The sequence below is a fragment of the Streptomonospora sp. PA3 genome (genome assembly GCF_009728995.1).
Lineage (GTDB): Bacteria > Actinomycetota > Actinomycetes > Streptosporangiales > Streptosporangiaceae > Streptomonospora.
In genome coordinates, this window is the sequence record NZ_VTZW01000015.1 from 159,958 (window position 1) to 182,756 (window position 22,799).

Sequence of the window (22,799 nt, forward strand, 5' to 3'; positions counted from 1 at the left end):
TCCTTCGCTTGCGCGGCGGTGCTGCGGAGTGATCGGGACACCGGGGCGCTCCGGCAGCCGGACCGGGCGGCGCGTGCCGGGAGCGCTCGTCCGGCTCCTCCTGGCCGACTTTAAGCCCCGGAGTGGCCGACCGCGCAGTCGGTAGGCGGAAATCCACCGCGCGGCCGTATGGCGGAATGCCGCGGTAGGGCCGCTGGACCGGATTCACCAGGGCATTTCGGCCCGGGTTTCCGGCGGCGTCACAGGATTCACTCCCTTACCACGGGAACCGCCCCCACCTTGCCTCTCCCTCGCACCGGCATTGTGACCGGGATCTCTCCGGGCGGCCGCCGGCGGCCGCCCGGATCCGGTACGCCGCAGGGCCTCTGGCACGTAGATCGCAGAACCGAATCCACCACCGAACGCGACCGAAACCCGTTCCGTCCGATTCGCCATCAATGAACGCGCGGCCGGGGAGATCCCGGTTGATGGCATTTGCCACTGATTCACGACAGACACGCCTGGATCACCGGGAGTGACTTCCCTACTCTGGGACGCGTCGATCTTCGTCCCCCCTTTCAGTGAGGCGCAGACATGACCATAGTCCCGGACACCCCCGGCATTCCCGACATCCTCTCCGCGGAGTTCCAGGCCGACCCTTATCCCGCTTACCGCATCATGCGCAGCGCGGCCCCGCTCATCTGGCACGAGCCGATGCAGAGCTACATCGTCTCCCGCTACGAGGACGTCCAGCGGGCGTTCAAGGACGAAGTGTTCACCACCGCCAACTACGACTGGCAGCTGGAGCCGGTGCACGGCCGCACGATCCTCCAGCTCAGCGGCCGCGAGCACGCGGTGCGCAGGGCGCTGGTGGCGCCGGCCTTCCGCGGCAGCGAGCTGCGCGAGAAGTTCCGGCCGGTCATCGAGCGCAACGCCCGCGAGCTGATCGACGGCTTCCGCGACGCCGGCTCGGTGGACCTGGTCTCCCAGTTCGCCACGCACTTCCCGATCAACGTCATCGTCGACATGCTGGGGCTCGACAAGGCCGACCACGACCGCTTCCACAAGTGGTACACCAGCATCATCGCCTTCCTGGGCAACCTGGCCCAGGACCCCGACATCGCGGCCGACGGCCTGCGCACCCGCGAGGAGTTCGCGGAGTACATGATCCCGATCATCCGCGAGCGCCGCGAGAACCTGGGCGACGACCTGCTGTCGGTGCTGTGCCGGGCCGAGATCGACGGCACCTCGATGAGCGACGAGGACATCAAGGCGTTCTGCAGCCTGCTGCTGGCGGCCGGCGGCGAGACCACCGACAAGGCGATCGCCGCGATGTTCGCCAACCTGCTGACCCACCCCGACCAGTTGGAGGCGGTGCGCGCCGACCGCTCGCTGATCCCCAAGGCCTTCGCCGAGACGCTGCGCTACACCCCGCCGGTGCACATGATCATGCGCCAGCCCGCCGAGGACGTCACGTTCAGCGGGGGCGAGGTCCCGGCCGGCAGCACGGTGACCTGCCTGATCGGGGCCGCCAACCGCGACCCCCAGCGCTACGCCGACCCCGACAGCTTCGACATCTTCCGCGAGGAGATCGACGCCTCGACCGCCTTCACCGCCGCGGCCGGGCACCTCGCCTTCGCACTGGGCCGGCACTTCTGCGTCGGAGCCCTGCTGGCCGAGACCGAGGTGGAGGTGGCCACCAACATGCTGCTGGACGCGATGCCCGACGCGCGCCTGGCCGACGACTACGTGGCCGAGGACAAGGGCGTCTTCACCCGCGGCCCCGCGCGGGTGCCCATGGAGTTCACCGTTCAGGAAACGTGTGAAAACGTGCCCTGAGCCGTCGCCTTGCGGCGCGGCGTTGACCCCGCCCGGGCGGGCGGGGTCTTCCCGTGACGATACCCATCGCCAGCAAGGCTGGGCTTACGCGGGTTTCCAGCGGGCTCGTTTATCCTCGCCCCGCAACTCGGGGAGGAGGCGGCCTCGGCGAGGCCGGCGAGATTGCGGGCGGCGTTGGCGTCGCGGTCGGCCACCGCCCCGCACACCTGGCAGGCGAAGGTCCGCTGAGACAGGCGCAGTTTGGCTTTCACCGCGCCGCAGTCGTTGCAGGTCTTGGACGAGGGGAACCACCTCTCGGCCACCACCAGGCGGCGGCCGGACCAGGCGGCCTTGTACTCCAGTTGGCGCCGCACCTCGCCCATGCCGACATCGGCCACCGCCCGGGCCAGGCGCCGGTTGGCCACCATCCCGGCCACGTTCAGGTCCTCGATGACGATGGTGTCGAAGTCGGCCACCAGGCGGGTGGTGAGCTTGTGCAGGTGGTCGCGGCGGGCGTTGACCACCTTCGTGTGCAGCCGGTCGGCGGCGGCGCGGGCCTTGCGCCACCGCCCCGACGGGGTCTGCCCGGTGCGCCGGTCGGGGCCGCGGCGGCGGGCGACCCGCCGCTGGGCGCGCCGCAGTTTCCGCTGAACCTTCTCCAGGTGTTTGGGGTTGGCCACGGTCTCACCGGTGGAGAGCACCGCCAGGTGCGTGATGCCCAGGTCGACGCCCACGGCCCCGCCCCGGGTGGCCGGGGCCGGTGCGGGGGTGGTCTTCTCCACGGTGAAGGACACCTGCCACCGGCCCCGCCGGTGGGACACCGTGGCCGCCAGGATGCGGGCGCTGCCCCGGTGCAGGTGGCGGGCGAGCTTGCGGGTGGACTCGCCCGTGCGCACCCGCCCGATACGGGGCAGCTTCACGTGCCGGTTGCCGGCCCCGTCCAGCCCGAAGGACCCGGTGGTGATGCGGAACGACCTGCGGGACCGCTTGGACCTGAACCGGGGGAAGCCCGCCTTCCTCCCGGCGCGCTTGCCGGTGCGCGAGGCGTTCCAGTTCTTCAGCGCCACCGAGAGGTTCGCCAGACCCGAGGCGTAGGCCTCCTTGGAGTTTGCGCCCCACCAGGGCGCCACCGCGTGTTTGGCGGCGTTCCACTGCTTGCGCAGCCCGTAGGCCGACCGGTCCAGCGCGGGGGTCAGTTCCGCCTCGGCCAGCCCGTAGGTGCGCTCGGCGGCGCGCTGGGCCAGGTTGGTTTTGACGCGGGCCAGGCCCCAGTTGTAAGCGAACCGGGCCGCCCCGCAGTGCGAGGCCAGCGCCTGCGCCTGCTCGGGGGTGGGCTCCAGCGCGAACACATACGCCTGGTGGTGGGTGCTCACGCCGACCCCTCCTGCGCGCGGGCGGCCTCCAGGGCGGCGCGTGCGCGGCGCTGGGCTGATCGGCGCCCGTCGAGCCGGGCCCACAGCGACGTCAGCACCTCGGTGACCTCGCGCACCAGCTCGTCCTCGACCTCGGCATCGTCGAGCACGACCAGCGACCGGCCCGAGGCGGCCAGGGCCGCTTCCACGTGCTCGACCCCGAAGCGGGCCAGCCGGTCGCGGTGCTCGACCACGATCACCGCGACCGACGCATCACGCAGCAGCGCGCGCAGTTTGGGCCGGTTGCCGTTGAGGGCGGAACCGGTTTCGGTGACGGTGCCGTCCAGGGCGATGCCGCGCCGAGTGCATTCGGTGGCGACCCTCCCCGCCTGGCGCTCCAGGTCGGGTTTCTGGTCGGTGCTGGAAACACGGCAGTAGGCGACGGTGCGGCCGCCGGTGCGGACCGGCTCCTCGACGAGGATGGTGCCGGTGGCCAATTGGCGGGCGGGAACGGGCAGCGTCCCCGCGTGGAACCAATTCAGCGCACTTCGGTACGAGACGCCCTGCGTGCGCGCCCACTCCGCCAACTTCATGAGGAACACTTCACCATGGCATTACTCGTTCTTGCACATTCAAACGAACAGTTGCTGACCCCCCGCAACCGGGCCGTCCAGGCGGTCTGAGGGCTCGGTCGCCCGGGGCGGCGCGGATCCGCCGCCCCGGGCGCCGAGCTCCCTACAGCTCGCGGCCGTCGGTGGGTACGGTCGGCGTGAACTCCACCGGCAGCGAGTACAGCCCGCGCATCCACACCGACGGACGCCACTCCAGCTTCTCGGCCGGCACGCTCAGCTCGACATCGGGCAGCCGGTCCAGCAGCACCTCGACGGCGTTGCGCGCGATGACCTCGGCCAGCTCCGGCGCGGGGAACGGACAGCCGTGCTCGCCGTGCCCGAACGACATGTGGGCCCGGTTGGCGCCGGAGTCCAGGTGCTCCTCGGGCTGCACCCGCGGGTCGGCGTTGGCCGCCGCAAGCCCCAGGACCAGCAGGTCGCCGCGCTGGATGCGGCGCCCGCCCAGCTCGCAGGCCTGCACCGCCCAGCGGCCGATGAAGTTCTGGGTCGGGGTGTCGCGCCACAGCACCTCGTTGAGCGCCTGCACCGCGCTGCTGCGCCCGCCCTGGAGGCTGACGGAGAACTTGTCGTCGACGAACATGTGCCGCAGCGTGTTGGCGATCCAGTTCCCCGTGGGCGCCTGCGCGGCGGCCATCACCACCAGCAGGTCGATGACGATCTCGTCGTCGGTGAGCTTGGCGGGATGCTCAAGCAGGCGGGTGGGCACGTCCTGGCCCGGCCGCTCGTGGGCGTCGGCGACCAGCCGCTGCATGCGCTCGTGCACCCGGCCGTGCGCCTCGGCCGCGTTGCCCTTGACGTCGAGGGAGTCGAGGATGTCGCGCACCAGCGCGGGGACGTCGGCCGGCGGCAGCCCGAACATCTCGGCGATGACGCGCGCCGGGATCTGGTGGGCGTACTGGGAGACCAGGTCGGCGCTGCCGTCGCCGCTGAAGTCGTTGATCAGGTCGTCGGCCACCCGCTGGCAGATCAGCGCGAGCTCGGTGCGGTCCACGGCGTCCAGGGCGTCGCCCAGGGCCCCGGCACGGCGCTGGTGCTCGTTGGCCTCGGCGAACATCACCGAGGGCGTCCAGCCGACATAGGGCATCAGCGGCCAGTCGTCGGGGATGTGGTCCCACATGTTCCACCGGCGGCAGTCGCGGGCGAACCACTGCGGGTTGCTGGTGACGTAGTGCACCTCGCGGTAGCCCATGACGAACCACGCCGGGATGTCGCCGTCCAGCAGGATCGGCGCCACCGGGCCGAAGCGCCAGCGCATGTCGTGGTACAGGGTGGAGGGGTCCACGGCGATCTGCGGGCCGTAGAAGCGGACGGCCTGGTCGTGTTCGGGATAGCCGGCCATGGCGGCCGCGGGATCCGGCTGCCGGGCGGACCCGGTGGAGTTGGAGAGGTCGGTCACGGCGTGCCCTCCCTGGCGGGCGACGGTGCGTACAGGTCGTTGAGGTGGCGGACCAGGGAGATCAGCACGGCCTTGCAGTCGTCCCTGCTCCGCGCGTCGCATTCGACGAGCGGGACCTCGGCGGGCAGTGAGAGCGCGTCGCGCAGCCGGTCCAGCGCCGGTCCCGGCTCGAACCGGTTGACCGCCACGACGAACGGCATGCCGTGCGCCTCCAGCCGGTCGATCGCATACCAGGAGTCCTCCAGCCTCCGGGCGTCCACGAGCACGACCGCACCCAGGCTGCCGGCGAAGAGCTGGTCCCACAGGAACCAGAAGCGCTCCTGGCCGGGCGCGCCGAAGAGGTAGAGGATCTTGTCCTCGGTGATCGTGATGCGGCCGAAGTCGAAGGCCGCCGTGGTCGTGGTCTTGCTGCGCACGCGCGACGGGTCGTCGATGCCCACGCCCGCTTCGGTCATGACCTCCTCGGTGCTGAGGGGCCGGATCTCGCTGACCGCTCCCACCATCGTGGTCTTGCCCACGCCGAACCCGCCCACGACGACGATCTTGAGCGCGTCCTGGGCTTCGGCTGACAGCGGCGCGGGGGTGTGGTGTGCGGGGGCTTCAGAGGCGTTGGAGTGCATCGAGCACCTGCTTCAGGGTCTCGGGGGCTGGGGGCTGCGCCTGGGCGGCCGAAGACGCCGAGGACGGGTGGCGGACCGTGATCCGCCCGGTGTCCAGCAGGTCGCGCAGCAGGATCTTGACCACGCTCACCGGCATACCGAGGTCGGCGGAGATCTCCACGACCGCGGTCGGCCGCTGGCACATCCGCAGGATCCGCGCGTGCTCGGACTGCATGCCCTCCTTGGGCTCGCACTCGCTGACCACGAGGGTCACGCTGTCGAACGTGCCCTCGTCGGCGCGGCTGCGGCCGCCGGTGACGGTGTAGAGGCGGTCCGGGTCCTCGCGGTCGATCGGTTTGGGGTTCATGACGCGGGGTCACCGCTGTACTGGGGCGTTCGCGGGTCGGCGGTGAGGTAGGAGCCGATCTGCTCGACGAGCTCGTTCATGTTGTGGCCCACGATGCCGACGTCGGTGTCCTCCTCGGCCACCACCGCCAGGTGGGCGCCCGCACCTGCGGGGACGATGAGCAGGACCCCGCCGGCGAACTCCACCATGGCCTGGCCGGAGGTGATGCCGTCCCCGAACTCGGCGGAGGCGCTCAGCGACAGGCTCTGGATCCCCGCGGCGATGGCGGCGAGCTGGTCGGCGCGGTCGGCGTCGAGCTGGGAGCTGAAGACCATCTTCAGGCCGTCCCTGGACAGCACGAGGGCGTGCCGCGCGCCGGGGGTCTTCGCGAGCAGGTTCTCAAGCAACCAATCAAGGCCGCGGTCTGCGGTGCTCATGGGATCTGTGCCACTCCTTGTTCAGGTCATGCGGGCGCGGGGCGCCCGGACGTTGGGCTCCGTGGCCGGCGGCGCCGGCCGGCGGCCGCGCCGGACGGAGGATGCGCGCGGGCCGGACGTCACCGGGAGGCGTCCGTTGGCCCGGGCGTCACCGCGGGGTGTCCTCGGGAGCGGTCTCGCGTCCGCGGGTGGCGCCCGACTGGCGGAATGCGGCGAAGCGGGAGCCGGGATCGCCGCGTTCGCGCTTGCGCTCGGTACGCGGCGCCGACTGCTGGCGCTCGGCGTTGGCCAGGGTCTGGCCGCGGCGCCGCTTGGGCAGGTCGTGCAGGTCGCCGCCGCTGTCGCCGCCGCTGCCGATCGCCGGCGAGGAGGCGGAAGGCGACGCCGTCGAGACCGCGGCGGGCTCGGCGTCGGCGGGCATCGGGGGCGGCGCAGGGGGCATGTCGAGTTCCTGGCGGGGGCGGGTGATCAGGTGCTGGGGGATGAGCACGACCGCGCCCGTGCCGCCGCGCGAGGACGGCCGGAAGTTGACGGTGAGCCCGTACTTGGCGGCGACGCGGCCGACCACGGCCAGCCCCATGCGGCTGCCGGGCAGGTTGGTGAGGTCGTGGGGTTCGGAGACCAGCTGGTCGGCGCGGCGCCGCTCGCGGGGGCGCATGCCCAGACCGCTGTCCTCGACGGTGACCATGACACCGGTGTCCTCCTCCTCCACGTAGACGTGCACCTCGGTGTTGTGGGCGGAGAAGTTGGCGGCGTTGTCCATCAGCTCGGCGAGCGCCTGCATCACCCCTTCGGCGGCGTAGCCGACGACGGCGGCGGTGCTGGTGGAGTGCACGCGGATGCGGCGGAAGGCGTAGATGCGGCCCATGGCGCCGCGCAGGATGCTCTCCATGACGATGGGCTTGGTCCAGCGGCGCCCGGAGCGGCCGCCGCTGAGCAGGGCGAAGCTGTCGGCCAGCCGGCCCATCTGGGACACCTGGTGGTCCAGTTCCAGCAGGTCGGCGAAGACGCCGTCCTGGTCGCCGTAGCGGTTCTCCAGCTCACGCAGGTGGGCGAGCAGGCTGGTCACCTGCGCCTGGACGCGGGCGGCGGCCCCGGCGCAGGCCGCCATCGCGGCGGCGCCGCGCCGCTCGGCCTGGCCCAGAGTCTGGCCGAGCTGGACGATCAGGGAGCGCAGCGCCTCCTGGGAGGGCTGGGCGGTCTCGGCGATGGCCGCGTCGGTGGTGGAGCCCTGGCGGATGCGGCGGCGCAGGTCGGGGATGCCGTCGTGGGCGAACTGGCGCAGCTCCTGCTCCAGTCCGGCGGTTCTGTGCTCGGCCTGGGCGACACGCTCCTCGGCGCGAACCGCCCGCTCGCGGGTGTGGGCCGCCGCGGCGAAGTGGTAGGCGGAGGCGGCGATCGCTCCGGCCAGCAGCAGGCCCATGACCGAACCGACCACGATCAGGAGTGTCTGCGCCTCGGCGGGCACGGCGGCGATCACCCAGTACCAGGCGAAGGCCAGGACGACGGCGGCGGCGCAGAACGCGAGTACGGCTTGCAGGCTCGGGGAGTTCGGCGAGCGCTGCGACGGATTTCCTTCGGATACACGTACTGACATCGATCAGGTCCTCGGTCAGGTCCTCGTCGGCGATTGAAGGCAGGCGAACCCGGCCCGCGTCGAACCCTGATCCGGCACACGGCTGCTGCCGGCGGATACAAGGCAGGCCGACCAGGCCCGGGGGCAGCCTGTGCGACGGCCACTGGGGGTGATCCGGAACTTACCGTAGACACTCCCGACACGCAGGGGCAATCGCTTCCCAAATCCGCAATCGGCGAGGATTCTTTCGTTTTATTTCCGACAATTCAGGCTTATAAGACAAACGACGCCGCGGCGTGGCCGGAAGGCGTTCCGGCGCGCTGGCCGTCTCGCCGAGTGCGGCCCCCAGCGACACTCTCGGTGCCGAGAGTGGCCTCGCGGACACCCTCGGCGCGGAAACCGACACGCGGACGTTCGACACCTTCGAGACGCCGCTGGGGCGACGAGACCCACCGCGCCACGACGCGGGCGGGCCACCGGCCGCCCCCCTCGCCGCGCGGGCAACCGGCGGGCGCCGGGACCGATCCGCGCAGGCCCCGCCCTCCGCCGGACGTCGCCGCCCCCGCGGGGCGACCAGCCATCCGCCTCCGCCAACCGGTGACCGCCCGCCCCGGCCCCCGCCGCCCACCGCCACCGGGCGAGCACCCGAACCGCTGACCGCGGCCCCAACCGCTTGTGGCCGTCGTCGCTCTCGTCGGCAGGCGGCCGCCCCGCTGCTGTCCGCCCCCGGGGACGCGAACCGGGCGCGGCGCCGTTCCACCACGTGGGGAGGGCGGTTCAGTCGGCCTGGCACCGCCGCCGCGCGATATCGGTTCCTTTCCTCAGGTCGGAAGGGCTTATGCGATTCTTCCCGTCCGCTTCCCCGGACTTACCGCCACACAGGCCGATGTGGCCACAAATGGTCACGCCGTATCCATGGATTACGGCGATGAGCCCCCCACTTCCTCGCCGGTTCCCCTGCGCTGGAAGTTCGCCCAGGCAGTCGTTCAGCAACCGATCGAGGAGGCCACCGGGGAGAACCGGTGCCGCTGAGAGAGAACCCACATTCCGGCTGGTCGTGGATTGAGCCGGCGGAGGATTGTCCGGCTTGCGCCGTCTGCGGGGAATTCGACAGACTTCCCGGCGGCGTCGGCCCGCGGGTGCTCGGTGGGCGGAAAACCCGTGCGCCGACCCGATTCGTCGACGAGCCGCAGAGGACGGTGCCGCCATGCCCCATCCCCGCGAAAACATTTCCCGACCTGCGGCTCCGGTCCCCTCCCCTCCCCCATTCCGCACGGAGTCGCACCGCGATGACGCACCCGATCCAGCATCCGACCGACGCCCTCCGGCTCGACGACCCCAAAGCACTCGCCGACCCGCAAGCGACATGGGACCGGCTTCTGGAGCGCTACCCCGAAGGGCTCGCGCCCGTCTTTCTCTCCAAGGGCGTGCCGGCCTGGCTGATGCTCACGCCGGACGTGCACCAGCAGGTTCTGCAGGACCCCGGCACCTTCGCCCGCGACGTCGACCACTGGCGTGACCTCCACAACGGCGTCGTGCCCGAGAACTCCCCGCTGCGCGCCATCTACACCAAGCGGCGCAACGTCTGGAACGCCGACGGCGCCGAGCACAAGCGCTACCGCGAGATCGTCGTGCGCGCGCTGTCCAACATCTCGCAGAACGAGATCATGGCCCACATCGACGAGGTCGTCGACCGGGTCGTCGACACGTTCTGCACCGAAGGCCGGACCGATCTGGTCACGCGCTATGCCGGCGTGGTGCCGCTGCTCGTGCTGTGCCGGCTGTACGGCATGGACGCCCGGGAAGGCGTCGCGGTGTGCTCGGCCCAGCGGCAGGTGTGGGACGGCACCGACGACGCTCTGCACGTCCACGCCCAGCTGCAGCGGCGCATGACGGCGCTCGTCGAGCGGCGCCGCGCGGCGCCGGGTCGCGACCTGGTCTCGGAGCTGATCGCCGCGGGACTGGACGACGAGGAGATCCGCGACCACCTCACCTTCATCACCGCGGCGGCCCACGAGCCCACCGCACACACCATCGCCCATGCCCTGTGGCTGCTGCTGGGCCGCAAGAACGAACTCGTGCAGCTGAACTCGGGCCGCACGGTTCGCGAGGCGGTCAACACCAGCCTGTGGCACGCGCCGCCGATGCACACCCTCATCGGCCGGTTCGCCACACGCGACGCGGAGGTCGGCGGACGCCGAGTGGCCGCCGGCGACTGCCTGGTGATGGGGTTCGGCCCGGCGCAGCAGCTGCTGCGGCGCGACGAGCGCCTGGACACCGAGACCAACCGCGCCTACATGATCTTCGGGCTGGGCCCGCACGCCTGCCCCCGCGCCGGCCGCGACCTCGGTCTCGCGCTCGCCGAGAAAGCCGTGCAGCGGATCGACCGCCGCCTGCCCGACATGGTCCTGGTCGACGAGCAGTGGCAGGGAGTGTCGGCGGGCCGACTCAGCGGCGTGGAGTCGCTGCGCGTCGCGTTCACCCCCGCCGATCGCATCTACGAAGGAGCTCCGTGGCAACTCAGCGCATCGCAATCGACCCCCGAGACCTCGACAGAGACGCGACCGCGCACGCCCTTCACGCGGCGGGGCCGGTGGCTGAGGTGGATCTGGGGGGAGTGAAAGCCCTGGCCGTCACCCGCCACGAAGCGCTGCGCGCGGTCCTGGCCGACCGCACGGGCACCTTCGTGCGGGGCGGCGCGCAGCAGCACTGGCGCGCGGTGCGCGAGGGCGAGGTGGACCCCGACAGCGCGCTGGCGCAACTGGTCGGGGGGTCCATCGGCAGCCTGCTTACCGCAAACGGCGCCGAGCACACCCGGCTGCGCAAGCCCATGCAGACGCACTTCACCCGGCGGCGGGTGGAGGCCCTGCGCCCGCGGGTGGAGGAGCTCGCCGACGATCTCCTGGCCGACATGGACGGCGCCGACCCCGTGGACGTCAAGGACGCCTACGCCTGGCCGCTGACGGTCGGCGTGCTCGTGGGCCTGCTGGGCGTCGAGGCCGAGGACGCCCCCGTCCTCGGCGACATCGCCCGGCGCGTCTTCGAGCTGAGCGATCCCGGCGTCTACGCCGAGGCCAACGCCTTCCTGCGCGAGCTGGTGGCCAAGCGGCGCGCCGCGCCCGGCGACGACCTGGTCAGCGCACTGGCAGCGGCCGACGACGCCGCCGAGGAGGCCGACCGGCTCGGCGACGCCCAGATCGCCGCCAACCTCGTACTGCTTGTGATCGCAGGATTCGAGACCACGATGGGCACCCTGGCCAACGGCGTGCGCGGGCTGCTGGCCCACCCCGACCAACTGGCGCGCGTCACCGGCGGCGAGGTCGAGTGGACGGCGGCGATCGAGGAGATCCTGCGCCGCTACACCTCGGTGAGCCTGCTGCCGGCCGTGTTCTCCACCTGCGACACCGAGGTGGCGGGCGTGCCCGTGCCCGAGGGAGAGATGCTGCTGCTGGCCTACGGCGCCGCCGCGCTCGACCCGGGCGCCTGGCAGGACCCCGGCGCCTTCGACGTGGGCCGCGACGCCCGCGGCCACCTCGCGTTCGGCCACGGTCCCCACCTGTGCCTGGGCGCCCCGCTGGCGCGCCTGGAGCTCGCCGTGGCCCTGCCGCGGCTGTTCGAGCGCTTCCCTGCTCTGGCCCTGGACGCCGAGCGGGAAGCGGCCGGTGCCGCGTCCCCGGTGGAGAGCTGGATGATGCACCACCCCAAGCAGCTGTGGGTGCGCCCGCGCGGAGTGGCCGCGGGACCGCACGCGCGGCCCTGAGCCGGTGGCGGGTCTGCGGCGCGTATCCGCCGCCGCGTCCGCCATCGGGTGCCCTTCCCTTTCGATACGGTCGTCTCATGAGCGGCGACGGCAACGCGTATCTGATGGTGATCGGCGATCAGGAGGCGCTGGGCTGGATCCTTTCCACTCAGCAGACCGCGTTTCCCGCCACGCGGCGGAGCGACGTGGCGGGGCTGGCGGCCGGTGATCGGATGCTCGTCTACACGACCCGGGGCTGCTTCCGCAATCCCACCCGCGACCAGGGCCGGGTGATCGCCTCGGCGGCGGTGCAGGGGCCGGTCGTGCGGGACGACGACCCGGTGCGCTTCGGCGAGCGCGAGTTTCCGCTGCGCTGCCCGCTGCTCATCACCGAGGTGGCCCCGTTCGGCAGCGGCGTGGTGCTCGCCGAGCACGTCGAGCACCTGCACGTCTTCCCGGATCCGCGCTCGTGGAGCGTCCGCCTGCGCCGCTCCCCCGTGGCGCTGGACGACCACGACCACCGCTACGTCGCCGACCGCCTCCAGCACTGCACCCGCCCGCTCGCCGAGGCCATCGAGGACTACACCTCCCGCGCCGCCTCGGCCGAGCCGCGCCGCTGAGGGCGCCCCGCCGCGGCCCGCACGGCGCGGTCGGCCGCGGGGCATGCCGCAAACGGGCTCCCGTCAGGCCGAACCCCATCCCCGGGTGGAGAAGACCACCTGGGGGCTTTCCGCGAAGCCCTCGCCGTTCGCGGGGTATAGCGCGTAGCGCGCGAACTCGCCTGCGTCCGTCTGCAGAAGCAGGTCCGCCGCTCCGTCGCCGTTGTAGTCCCGCAGCGCCTCCGGGGACCACAGCGGCGGGTCGTCCTCGGCCTGCTCCGCGCCCTCGGGCGGGTCGGGCAGGGTGAGGCTGACGCCGGTGGCCCGGGCGACACCCTCGGGGCCGCCGGAGAGGACGGCGAAGCGCTGCTTCCCGCCGGAAGTGTCGCCGCGGTGGGGGTCGCTCAGGCCGACCACCACGTCGTCGTAGCCGTCGCCGTGCACGTCGGCCGCGATGAGGTCGCCGCCGAAGCCGTCGGCGTCCTGCGCCTCACCGGGCACGCCCGGAGTGGCACGGGTGACGCGCACCGGCTCACCCGCGGCGAAGCCGTCGGCGCCGGAGTAGACGTCCACGCGTCCGGGATGCAGCTCCGGATCCTCCTCCCCCAGCTCGTTCTCGTTGTCGGGGACGCCGTGGGTACCGACGGCGAGGTCGGGCACGTCGTCGCCGTCGAAGTCGCCGCCGGCGAGGTCGTGTCCGGCCGGGGTCTCGCCCAGGATCCCGGCCGCCGGACCGCCGTCGGAGCGCAGCACCAGGTGGGGGGCCGGGGATTCGTCGTAGTTGCGCAGCAGCACCAGGTCGGTGGCCGGGTCGGTGTCGGCGGCGAAGGCCACCAGTTCGCTGCTCACTCCCTCCTCCTCCGGCCTCACCGGCAGCGGCAGGTCCTCGGTCGAGGACGGCGCGCCCGAGCGGTCGAAGGGACCGCGCAGCAGCACCGTCTCGTACCGGGTCGGCAGGAAGAGCAGGTCGAGAGCCACGACGTCGACATCCCCGTCCCCGTCGAAGTCGCCCATCGTCGTGGTGGGCGGCTCGGAGTCCGCACCGGGGTCGGTCTCCAGCCACGGCAGCGGCACCGGCTGCTCGGCGAGCCCGTCGGGGCCGCCCCACAGCACGTACCCGCGGTCGGCCGAGACGACCATGTCGGTGTATCCGTCGTCGTCGAGGTCCGCGGTGGTCCGGAGGAACGGCCCCAGCACCGGTGGCGCTCCGACGTCGGCGACGCCGAGGTCCTCGGGGGTGAGGACGCTTCTGCGGTCGGGGTCGAGACCGGATTCGCCGCCGAGCACCGCGCCCGCGAAGAAGGGCTCATCCCAGGTACGTATCGCCAGGTCGGAGTAGCCGTCGCCGTTGAAGTCGACGGGCGGGTCGGTTCCGGCGCCCGGGGAGCCGCCGGCGGCGGGCGTCGGTGAGACCGGGCCGGGCTCGGGATGGAGGTTGACCGGCGGAGCGGGCGATTCGCCGGAGCCGGGGGCCTCGGCCGCGGATCCGCCGCAGGCGGTCGCGGCCAGGCAGGCGAGGCACGAGGCGGTGGCCGGCAGGGCGGACAACGGACGCCGAAGGCGCCGGCGGCGCGGCGGCTGTGCGTGAATGGGGACCTCCAGGGGGTCGCGGACCGGACTTTTGTACGACTCCATCGGTTCATCGGTGGTTTACCGCGATGTCCCGGAAACGCCGGGTTGCGGGCGCCGAGCGCCCCTGCCGCACCCGTCCGCCCTGGGGCGAACCGGCCCCGGCGCGCCCTTTCGATAGGTTGGACCTATCGCGCCTGGAATACCGAACACGGGATGTCGTATGGACACGCGCCAATTGGAGTACTTCCTCGCGATCGTCGACCACCAGGGCTTCAGCCGGGCGGCGGTGCGGATGCATGTCGCGCAGCCCTCGCTCTCCCAGGCCATCCAGCGCCTGGAGCGGGAACTGGGTGTGGCGCTGTTCCACCGGGTGGGGCGGCGGGTGCTGCTGACCGCGGCGGGGCGGGCGATGGTGGAGCCCGCGCGCCAGGTGCTGCGCGGGCTCGACACCACGCGCGCCAGCGTGGAGTCCATCAAAGGCGTGCTCTCCGGACAGGTCGACATCGCGGTGATGCCCTCCCAGGCGGTCGAGCCGCTGACCACGATCGTCACCCGCTTCGCCGAGCGCTTCCCCGGTGTGACCGTCAACGTCTCAGCGGTGTTCACGCCGCCCGAGGCCGTCGACGCGGTACGCGAGGGAGTCTGCGAACTGGCCCTGGTGGGATCGGGCGAGGCGCTGCTCCCGATCGGCATGCAGGAGCACCCGATCGAGATGCAGAAGTTCGTCCTGGTGACGCCGCCGGACAACCCATTCGGCGGGGCCACCCGGGTGACCTGGAGCGATCTCGCCGGGCAGCGGGTGATCGCCTACCCCGCGGGAAGCCGCGGCCGGCACCTGGTCGACCGCATCCGCGCCGAGGGCGTCGACCTGCACATCGCCGTCCAGGCCGGCCACCGCGAGGCGATCCTGCCGCTGGTGCTCAACGGGGCCGGCGTGGCGCTGCTGACCGAGTCCTGGACCCGCACCGCCCGCAGCGGCGGCGCGCACGTGCTCGACCTGGACCCGCCGACCTGGATCCGGATCTCGCTGCTCAACCGCGACGCGCCGCTGACCCCGGCCGCGCAGGCGTTCCGCGAGACGGCGCTCGCCTCGGCGCACAACGCCCACCGGTGAGCCGCCCGGCGCCCGAATGCGCACGGGCGCACGCCGACGCGCACGCCGGAGCGCGCACCGCGAAATCCGGATTCCAGCGCGCAAATCGGCGCATTCCACCGACCGCCCCGGAAACCCGCATGGCGGAAATCCTCGCGGAACTCCCGTTTCCCCCTTCCCCGAAAACGGGGCCGGCCCTGCAGTGAACACACTCCCATAGGCGCTGCCTATCGGTCCCATCGCCAACGGCAGTTGGACATTCGACACAATCGTGAAATTAGATGTTCACCGTGTGATCCGGGGTGGCACGCGGCCCCGGGGTGCGGCCGTCCCCGCGCCCCGGGCCCGGTGCTCCGGATCGCACGCGCACGAAAAACGGGTCGGATTCCGCGGCGGACAGGGAGTCGGTGTGCAGCGTTTCGATATCGCGGTCATTCCCGGAGACGGGATCGGCAACGAAGTCATGCCCGAGGCCCTGCGCGTCCTGCAGGCGGCGGGCGCCCGATACGGCGTGGAATTCGCCTTCCGCGAGTTCGACTGGAGCTGCGCCACCTACAAGCGGACCGGCCGGATGATGCCCGAGGACGGCATCGACAGGCTGCGCGACCACGACGCGATCCTGCTCGGCGCCGTGGGCTATCCCGGCGTCCCCGACCACGTCTCCCTGTGGGGCCTGCTGATCCCCATCCGCCGGGAGTTCGACCAGTACGTCAACCTGCGCCCGGTCCGGCTGCTGCCCGGCCTGACCCCGCCGGTGCGCGGCGTCTCCCCCGGCGACATCGACTTCTGGGTGGTGCGCGAGAACAGCGAGGGCGAGTACTCGACCCTGGGCGGCCGCCAGGGCGAGGGCACGCCCGGCGAGATGGTCGTGCAGGCGTCGGTGTTCACCCGGCGCGGAACCGACCGCATCCTGCGCTACGCCTTCGAGTTCGCGCGCCGCAACAAGCGCTCGCTGGTCACCTCGGCGACCAAGTCCAACGGCATCTACCACTCGATGCCCTACTGGGACGAGCGCTTCCGCGCGATCGCGGCGGAATACCCGGATCTGGCCGTCGAACAGGAGCACATCGACATCCTCACCGCGAAGTTCGTGCTGCGGCCGGGCCACTTCGACGTGGTGGTGGGCAGCAACCTGTTCGGCGACATCCTCTCCGACCTGGGACCCGGCGTGACCGGCACGATCGGCGTGGCCCCCTCCGCCAACATCGACCCGGAGCGGCGCCACCCCTCGATGTTCGAACCCGTGCACGGCTCGGCCCCCGACATCGCCGGCCGCGGGGTCGCCAACCCCATCGGGCAGATCTGGTCGGCGGCGATGATGCTCGACCATCTGGGCGCCGCCGAGGCGGCCGCCGGGGTGCTCGGCGCGGTGGAGTCCGTGCTGGCCTCGCCCGACGCGCCGCTGACCCCCGACCTCGGCGGCAGGGCCGGCACCCGGGATCTGGGCGAGGCCGTCGCCGCCGCCGTGGCCGGCCGGTGAGGCGGCGCCGGCTCCGGCATCCCTGACCGGCCCCGCCGACCCGCCGCCCCGCCGCCGCTCCCCGTCCCCTCCCCTCCCCGCCCCGCCGAGCGAACAGGAGCCCCGCCATCAGCGCTCAACGCCCCCTGACCATCGCCGCGATCCCCGCAGACGGAGTGGGGACCGAGGTCGTCGACGCCACCCGCACCGCGCTCGCCGAACTCGCCCGGCGCGGCCCCGAGCCCTTCGAGATCACCTGGCGCGAGTTCCCGTGGGGCTCGCGGTACTACGCCGAGCACGGCCGGATGATGCCCGAGGACGGCCTGGACCGCCTGCGCGACATGGACGCGATCTTCTTCGGCGCGGTGGGCTGGCCGACCGTGCCCGACCACATCAGCCTGTGGGGTCTGCGCCTGGCCATCTGCCAGGGCTTCGACCAGTGGGCCAACATCCGCCCCGTGCGCTTCCTGCCCGGCGTCCGCAGCCCGCTGCGCGGCACCCAGGGCGCACAGGGGTCCGGACTGGACTGGGTGGTGATCCGCGAGAACAGCGAGGGCGAGTACGCCGGGCTGGGCGGCCGCAACCTCGCCGCCCGCGGCCCCGGCCACGAGGTCGCGGTGCAGTCGGCGCTGTTCACCGAGACCGGGTGCGAGCGGATCATGCGCTACGCCTTCGACCTGGCCCGCACCCGCGCCCGCCCCAAGGTCACCGGCGTCACCAAGAGCAACGCCCAGCAGTACGGGATGGTGCTGTGGGACGAGGTCTTCGACCGGGTGGCGGCCGACTACCCCGATGTCGAGGCCGAGCGGGTGCTCGTCGACGCCATGGCGGCGCGCTTCGTGCTCCAGCCGGAGAGCCTGTCGGTCGTGGTCGCCTCCAACCTGCACGCCGACATCCTCTCCGATCTCGGCAGCGCGCTCGCCGGGAGCCTGGGCGTCGCCGCCAGCGCCAACCTCAACCCCGAACGCCGCTTCCCCAGCATGTTCGAGCCGGTTCACGGCTCGGCCCCCGACATCGCCGGGCAGGGCGTGGCCGACCCGATCGGCGCCTTCGGCAGCGCCGCGCTGATGCTGGACCACCTGGGCCTGCCCGCGGCGGCCGCCGCCCTGGAGGACGCCATCGCCCGGACGACCGGCGCGGGCGTGCTCACCCCCGATCTCGGCGGCGGCGCCACCACCGACGAGGTGACCAAGGCGCTCATCGACCGGATGTGAGGCGGGCCGGCGGGCGGCACAGCACCACCGCCCGCGGCCTTCCCCGCTTCCCCGTCTCCCGACCCCGGCGGCGCGGCCGACCGGTGCCGCCGCTGCGCCGGCGGCGCGCACACCAGCACAGCCAGGACAGGACGACCATTGCGCATCACCAAGATCACGCACAGCGAGGCGCCGATCGCCTCGCGCATCAGCAACGCGGTCATCGACTTCTCCCGGATGACGGTGTCGATCGTCGCGGTGCACACCGACCTCGTCGTCGACGGCGAACCGGTGGTGGGATACGGGTTCCACTCCAACGGCCGCTACGCCCAGTCGGGCATCCTCGCCACGCGGATCCTGCCGCGGGTGGAGGAGGCGCCCGCCGAGGCGATCACCGATCCCCGGACCGGCGTCATCGACCCCGTCCGCGTGCACCGCGTCGCCATGGCCAACGAGAAGCCGGGCGGCCACGGCGACCGCGCGGTGGCGGTGGGCACGCTGGACATGGCCATGTGGGACGCCGCCGCCAAGGCCGAAGGCCTGCCGCTGTTCCGGCTGCTGCACCGGCGCTTCGGCGCCGGGCTCGGGCCCGAAGAGCCGGAGACCTCGGTGTGGGTCTACGCCGCCGGCGGCTACTACCACCCCGACAAGCCGATCGACGGGCTGCGCGCGGAGATCGGCGGCTACCTGGAGGCCGGCTACCGCGACGTCAAGATCAAGATCGGCGGCGCGCCCCTGGGCGAGGACCTGCGCCGCATCGAGGCGGTGCTGGAGCTGCTGACCGAGGGATCGCGGCTGGCCGTGGACGCCAACGGGCGCTTCGACCTGGCCACCGCTCTGGAGTACGCGCGGGCCCTGAGCGACTACGACCTGCTGTGGTACGAGGAGCCCGTGGACCCGCTGGACTACCGCGCTCACGCGGTGCTGGCGGAGGAGTACGCGGGCACCCTGGCCACCGGCGAGAACCTGTTCTCGGCCGCTGACGTGCGCAACCTGCGGCGCTACGGGGGGCTGCGGCCGCACCGCGACGTCCTGCAGATGGACCCGTCACTGAGCTACGGGGTCGCCGAGTACGAGGCGATGCTGCGCGAACTGGCCGCGGGCGGGTGGTCGCCGCGGCGCTGCTGCCCGCACGGCGGCAACCAGATCAACCTCGCCCTGGCCGCGGCCTTCGGGTTCGGCGGCTGCGAGTCCTACCCGCAGGTCTTCGAGCCCTTCGGCGGGTTCGCCGAGACCACCCCGATCTCCGGCGGCCGGGTCGCCCTGCCCGAGGCGCCGGGGATCGGGATCGAGCTCAAGCCCGCGCTGCACAGCATGCTGCGCGAGCGGCTGTGAGTCCTGCGCCGCGCCCCCGGGCGCGCACAGGCGACGACGGCCGCGGCGGCGCCCCCGCCGCGGCCCGCGGCGCGGCGGCCGGCCGCCGCGCCATGCCCCCCATCTCCTTTGTGCCCGCGGGGCACAGCGAGGAGGCACGATGCACAACACCTCACGCAGGGCCTTTCTGGCCGGTCTGACGGCGGCCGCCCTGCCGCTGCCGCTGGCGGGCTGCGCCACGCGCAGCGCACCCGCAGGAGGCGACGTCGCCGACTATCCCACCCGGAGCATCACCTACACGCTGCCGTTCGACCCCGGCGGCGAGTCCGACATCACCGCACGCCTTCAGCAGCAGCCGCTGGAGGAGGCGCTGGGGGTATCGGTGGTGGTCACCAACCGCCCGGGCGGCGGCGGTGCGGTGGGCTGGTCGGAGCTGGTCCACCAGACCCGCCCCGACGGCTACTCGCTCATGGGCGCCAACGTCCCCCATGTGATCCTGCAGCCGCTGGCGCGCGGGCAGGCCGGCTACGAGACCGATCAGATCAACTGGGCCTACATCTTCCAGAGCACGCCCAACGCGCTGGTGGTCAGCGGTGACGGCCCGTTCCGCACCGTCGACGACTTCATCGCCAAGGCCAAGACGGAAAAGCTGAGCCTGGGCGGCAGCGGCTCCTACAGCGCCAACCACATCGGCGCCCTGGCGCTGGCCCAGGAGTCGGGGGCCGACGTGACCTACGTGCCCTTCAGCGGGACGGCCGCGGCCTCCCCCGCGCTGCTGGGCGGGCAGGTCGACGGGCTGATGACCTACAACACCGAGGCCCTGCAGCTGCAGGACAAGGGCATGCGGGTGCTGGCCGTCGCCTCCGAGGAGCGCGTGCCGGAGTTCCCCGACGTGCCGACGCTGCGGGAAAGCGGTTTCGACATCGTCGAGGGCGCCTGGCGCGGAGTCGCGGTGCCGCCGGAGACCCCCGACCGGGTCGTCGACGTGCTGGCCGACGCGTTCGCCCGGGTCAACCAGGACCGGGAGTTCCGCAAGAAGGCCACCAACCTCGGCTTCCACATCCTCGACTGGGGGCCGCGGGAGTCCGCGGAGTTCATCCGCGAGCGCACCGCGCTGGCGAAGGACCTGCTGCGGCGCTTCGACCTGCTGCACGGATAGCGCCCCGGCGGCCCCGCAGCCGGGGCCGCGGCTTGCCGCGGGTGCTGCACGGCACCCGCCTGGGGGCGGTCGGCGGCACAGGATCCCCCCGGCCCGCCGCACCGGCCCGCCCTTGATCACCCAACGCCAGGAGCAATCATGTTCCCAGGTATCGAGGAGGCCGTGCTGCAGGTCGTCTCACCGGCGACGCTGCTGCTGTGCCTTGCCGGCGTCGTCGCCGGGATGGCGGTCGGCGCCACGCCGGGGCTGAGCGCCACGGTCGGCCTCGCGCTCCTCCTCCCCCTCACCTTCACCCTCGACCCCGCCCGCGGCCTCGTGCTGATGGGCGCGTTCTACTCCGGCGCCATCTACGGCGGCGCCTTCACCGCGATCCTGGTCAACTCGCCGGGCACGCCCTCGTCCATCGCCACGACCTTCGACGGCTATCCCCTGACCCGCAAGGGCCGCAGCGAGGTGGCCATCATCGCGGTCACCACCGCCTCGGTCGTGGGCGGGCTGGTGGGCGTCGTCGGGCTGCTGCTGCTCGGGCCGGCGATCGCCGACGTCGTGCTGGCGTTCGGTCCCCAGGAGTACTTCTGGCTGGGCATCTTCGGTCTGACGATGATCGCCGGTCTGGCCGCGAAGTCCCTGGTGAAGGGGTTCGCGGCCGGGTTCGTCGGGCTGCTGATCTCCACCATCGGCATCGCGCCCGTGGGCGGCGACGTCCGCTTCACCTTCGGCTTCACCCAGATGCAGGCCGGAGTGCCGCTGATCGTGGCGCTGATCGGGTTCTTCACCGTCCCCGCGATGATCGATCTGATGGTGGATCCGGGCTCGCGGGCGGCGGCCATGCGCCGCGAGGCGCGCCGGCGCGAGCCGGGGCTGCTGCTGCGGACGGTGCGCGACGTCCTCTCGCGGCCGCTCAACCTCATCCGCTCGGCGGTGATCGGCACGTTCGTGGGCATGCTGCCGGGCGCCGGCGGCAACGTCGCCAACCTCATCGCCTACAACGAGGCCAAGCGCGCGTCCAAGACGCCCGGCGAGTTCGGCAAGGGCAAGGTCGACGGGGTCGTCGCGCCCGAGGCCGCGAACAACGCGGTGGTCGGCGGCGGGCTCATCCCGCTCCTGACGCTGGGCATCCCCGGAGCGCCCCCGGACGCGGTCATCTTCGGCGTCCTGCTGCTGCACGGCCTGCGGCCGGGCGCCGAGCTGTTCACCACGCAGGGGGAGCTGACCTTCACCTTCATCATCGCGCTGGGGGTCTCGGCGCTGCTGCTGGCGCCGGTGGGGCTCATCGTGGGGCGCGGGCTGCAGCGGGCCGTCGTGCGGACGCCGACCGCCTACCTCGTACCCGGGATCGCCCTGGTCACGATGATCGGCGCCTATGCGGTGCGCAACAACCCGCTGGACGTGGTGATCATGGTGGCGCTGGGCCTGGTCGGTTACGGCCTGCGCCATCTGGGGCTGCCGCCGGCGGCGGTGGTGCTGGGCGTGGTGCTGGGGCCGATCATCGAGGCGGGCCTGGGCCAGGGGCTGCTGACGGCCAGCGGCGACGCCGTGCCGTGGCTGTCGTTCTTCACCCGGCCCGTCAGCGCCGGGATCATCGTGCTCGTGCTGCTGGCGCTGCTGTGGCCGCTGTGGGGCCGGTGGCGCCGGCTCCGCGCGGCGCGCACGACGAGCGCGGCCGGCGCGGCCGGACCGGCCGCCGACACCGAGCGGGAGGGCACCAAGTGAGCAGCGACCTCAGGCGCGATCTGATCTGCGCCGCCTTGATCCTGGCGGTGACCGCGGTGTTCTGGACCCGACAGGACTTCTCGACGCCCACCGACGTGATCTTCCCCCGCTTCGTCCTGGTCGTCCTGGCCGTGCTTGGGCTGGCGATCGCGGGCATGGCGGTGGTGCGCGCGAGCCGGAACGGCGCCGCCTCCGATGGCGAAGCGCCCGAGGCGGGCGCCGGCGCGGAGCTGCCGCCCCAGACTCCGGGGATGCGCCAGGCGCCCGGCGGGCGGTCGGCCGCTCCCGCGGCGGCGGCCGCTCCCGGGACATCGGGCGCCGGTACGAGCCTGACGGAAAGGGCCGCGGCCGAGGACGCCGCGAGCGACGACGGGAAGGGCGGCGACGAGGCCGGCGAGGAGCCGGTCGGCGGCCCGCGGGGTTCCCGCCCGCGCTGGGCCCTGCCCGCCGCGGCCGCCCTCCTCCTCGCATGGGCGGCGGCTTTCGGCCTGTTCGGCATCACCCTCAGCGGCGTGGTGGCCTTCGTGGCGACCGCGATCCTCATCCGCCGCGGTCCGGGCACCCCCCGCCGCCTGCTCATCGACGTCGGCGTCGCCCTGGTGGTGGCATTGTTCTGCTGGGCGGTGTTCACCCGGGTGCTGTATGTGCCGCTGCCGGTTTCGGTGCTGCTCGGGATCTGATTCGGCGGCGGTGCGCGGAATCCGGCGCGACTCACCGCAGCGGGCCCCGGAGCCGACTCCTGCGCCCGGGAACGGCCTCCGCGGCCGCTTCCGGGCGCGGGGCCTTCCGGGCGCTCCGGCAGGAACGGGCGGCGGTCCCGACC

The 22,799-nt window shown here is 72.7% G+C and carries 19 protein-coding genes; 11 read left to right on the forward strand and 8 right to left on the reverse strand.

Annotation, left to right across the window (positions count from 1 at the left end; genetic code table 11):
• Positions 1–573: 573 nt before the first annotated feature.
• Positions 574–1,818: a cytochrome P450 gene (locus tag FZ103_RS15705; protein WP_156002183.1), complete on the forward strand. Its 1,245-nt coding sequence runs from the start codon at positions 574–576 to the stop codon at positions 1,816–1,818.
• Here FZ103_RS15705 and tnpB read toward each other — a convergent pair.
• The 7 genes from tnpB to FZ103_RS15740 all read right to left on the reverse strand — a co-directional run bounded on the left by tnpB (position 1,791) and on the right by FZ103_RS15740 (position 8,156).
• Complete coding sequence (gene tnpB / locus FZ103_RS15710) at positions 1,791–3,170, reverse strand: IS607 family element RNA-guided endonuclease TnpB (protein WP_156002187.1); 1,380 nt, start codon at positions 3,168–3,170, stop codon at positions 1,791–1,793. The two genes, FZ103_RS15705 and tnpB, sit on opposite strands and share 28 nt — an antisense overlap.
• Positions 3,167–3,742 (reverse strand): IS607 family transposase, encoded by a 576-nt coding sequence (locus FZ103_RS15715; protein WP_156002190.1) that lies wholly within the window; start codon positions 3,740–3,742, stop codon positions 3,167–3,169. Before FZ103_RS15715 ends, tnpB begins: the two co-directional genes overlap by 4 nt.
• A gap of 142 nt (positions 3,743–3,884) precedes the next feature.
• Positions 3,885–5,120 (reverse strand): cytochrome P450, encoded by a 1,236-nt coding sequence (locus tag FZ103_RS15720; RefSeq protein ID WP_156002388.1) that lies wholly within the window; start codon positions 5,118–5,120, stop codon positions 3,885–3,887.
• A gap of 53 nt (positions 5,121–5,173) precedes the next feature.
• Positions 5,174–5,797 carry an ATP/GTP-binding protein gene (locus FZ103_RS15725; protein WP_156002192.1) on the reverse strand — a complete coding sequence of 208 codons (624 nt, stop codon included), beginning with the start codon at positions 5,795–5,797 and terminating at the stop codon, positions 5,174–5,176.
• Complete coding sequence (locus FZ103_RS15730; RefSeq protein WP_156002196.1) at positions 5,778–6,143, reverse strand: DUF742 domain-containing protein; 366 nt, start codon at positions 6,141–6,143, stop codon at positions 5,778–5,780. Before FZ103_RS15730 ends, FZ103_RS15725 begins: the two co-directional genes overlap by 20 nt.
• Positions 6,140–6,559: a roadblock/LC7 domain-containing protein gene (locus FZ103_RS15735; RefSeq protein ID WP_156002199.1), complete on the reverse strand. Its 420-nt coding sequence runs from the start codon at positions 6,557–6,559 to the stop codon at positions 6,140–6,142. The genes FZ103_RS15730 and FZ103_RS15735 overlap by 4 nt, the downstream gene beginning before the upstream one ends.
• A gap of 148 nt (positions 6,560–6,707) precedes the next feature.
• Positions 6,708–8,156, reverse strand: coding sequence for a sensor histidine kinase KdpD (locus tag FZ103_RS15740; protein WP_156002202.1), 1,449 nt, complete (start codon positions 8,154–8,156; stop codon positions 6,708–6,710).
• Positions 8,157–9,424: 1,268 nt separating this feature from the next.
• On the opposite strand from FZ103_RS15740, the gene FZ103_RS15745 reads away from it, so the two are divergent.
• From FZ103_RS15745 to FZ103_RS24910, 3 genes are all read left to right on the forward strand, one after another.
• Positions 9,425–10,756 (forward strand): cytochrome P450, encoded by a 1,332-nt coding sequence (locus tag FZ103_RS15745; protein WP_156002205.1) that lies wholly within the window; start codon positions 9,425–9,427, stop codon positions 10,754–10,756.
• Entirely contained in the window at positions 10,729–11,895 is a 1,167-nt protein-coding gene (locus tag FZ103_RS26075) for a cytochrome P450 (protein WP_156002208.1), read from the forward strand. The genes FZ103_RS15745 and FZ103_RS26075 overlap by 28 nt, the downstream gene beginning before the upstream one ends.
• 77 nt (positions 11,896–11,972) lie before the next feature.
• Positions 11,973–12,494, forward strand: coding sequence for a hypothetical protein (locus tag FZ103_RS24910; RefSeq protein ID WP_186356372.1), 522 nt, complete (start codon positions 11,973–11,975; stop codon positions 12,492–12,494).
• 63 nt (positions 12,495–12,557) lie between these two features.
• Here the strand turns inward: FZ103_RS24910 and FZ103_RS15760 are convergent, their stop codons facing one another.
• Positions 12,558–14,021: an FG-GAP-like repeat-containing protein gene (locus FZ103_RS15760; RefSeq protein ID WP_186356373.1), complete on the reverse strand. Its 1,464-nt coding sequence runs from the start codon at positions 14,019–14,021 to the stop codon at positions 12,558–12,560.
• A gap of 244 nt (positions 14,022–14,265) precedes the next feature.
• Here FZ103_RS15760 and FZ103_RS15765 point away from each other — a divergent pair, with 244 nt between their 5' ends.
• The 7 genes from FZ103_RS15765 (at position 14,266) to FZ103_RS15795 (ending at position 22,656) form a co-directional block, all read left to right on the forward strand.
• Positions 14,266–15,159, forward strand: coding sequence for a LysR family transcriptional regulator (locus FZ103_RS15765; protein WP_156002214.1), 894 nt, complete (start codon positions 14,266–14,268; stop codon positions 15,157–15,159).
• A 388-nt stretch (positions 15,160–15,547) separates the two neighbouring features.
• Complete coding sequence (locus FZ103_RS15770; RefSeq protein ID WP_186356374.1) at positions 15,548–16,618, forward strand: tartrate dehydrogenase; 1,071 nt, start codon at positions 15,548–15,550, stop codon at positions 16,616–16,618.
• 107 nt (positions 16,619–16,725) lie between these two features.
• Entirely contained in the window at positions 16,726–17,811 is a 1,086-nt protein-coding gene (locus tag FZ103_RS15775) for a tartrate dehydrogenase (RefSeq protein WP_186356407.1), read from the forward strand.
• A gap of 138 nt (positions 17,812–17,949) precedes the next feature.
• Positions 17,950–19,125 (forward strand): enolase C-terminal domain-like protein, encoded by a 1,176-nt coding sequence (locus FZ103_RS15780; protein ID WP_343233557.1) that lies wholly within the window; start codon positions 17,950–17,952, stop codon positions 19,123–19,125.
• Between the two features lie 139 nt (positions 19,126–19,264).
• Entirely contained in the window at positions 19,265–20,263 is a 999-nt protein-coding gene (locus FZ103_RS15785; protein WP_156002223.1) for a tripartite tricarboxylate transporter substrate binding protein, read from the forward strand.
• A 138-nt stretch (positions 20,264–20,401) separates the two neighbouring features.
• Complete coding sequence (locus tag FZ103_RS15790; RefSeq protein ID WP_156002226.1) at positions 20,402–21,976, forward strand: tripartite tricarboxylate transporter permease; 1,575 nt, start codon at positions 20,402–20,404, stop codon at positions 21,974–21,976.
• Positions 21,973–22,656, forward strand: a complete 684-nt coding sequence (locus tag FZ103_RS15795) for a tripartite tricarboxylate transporter TctB family protein (RefSeq protein ID WP_156002229.1) — start codon at positions 21,973–21,975, stop codon at positions 22,654–22,656. Before FZ103_RS15790 ends, FZ103_RS15795 begins: the two co-directional genes overlap by 4 nt.
• Positions 22,657–22,799 lie beyond the last annotated feature (143 nt).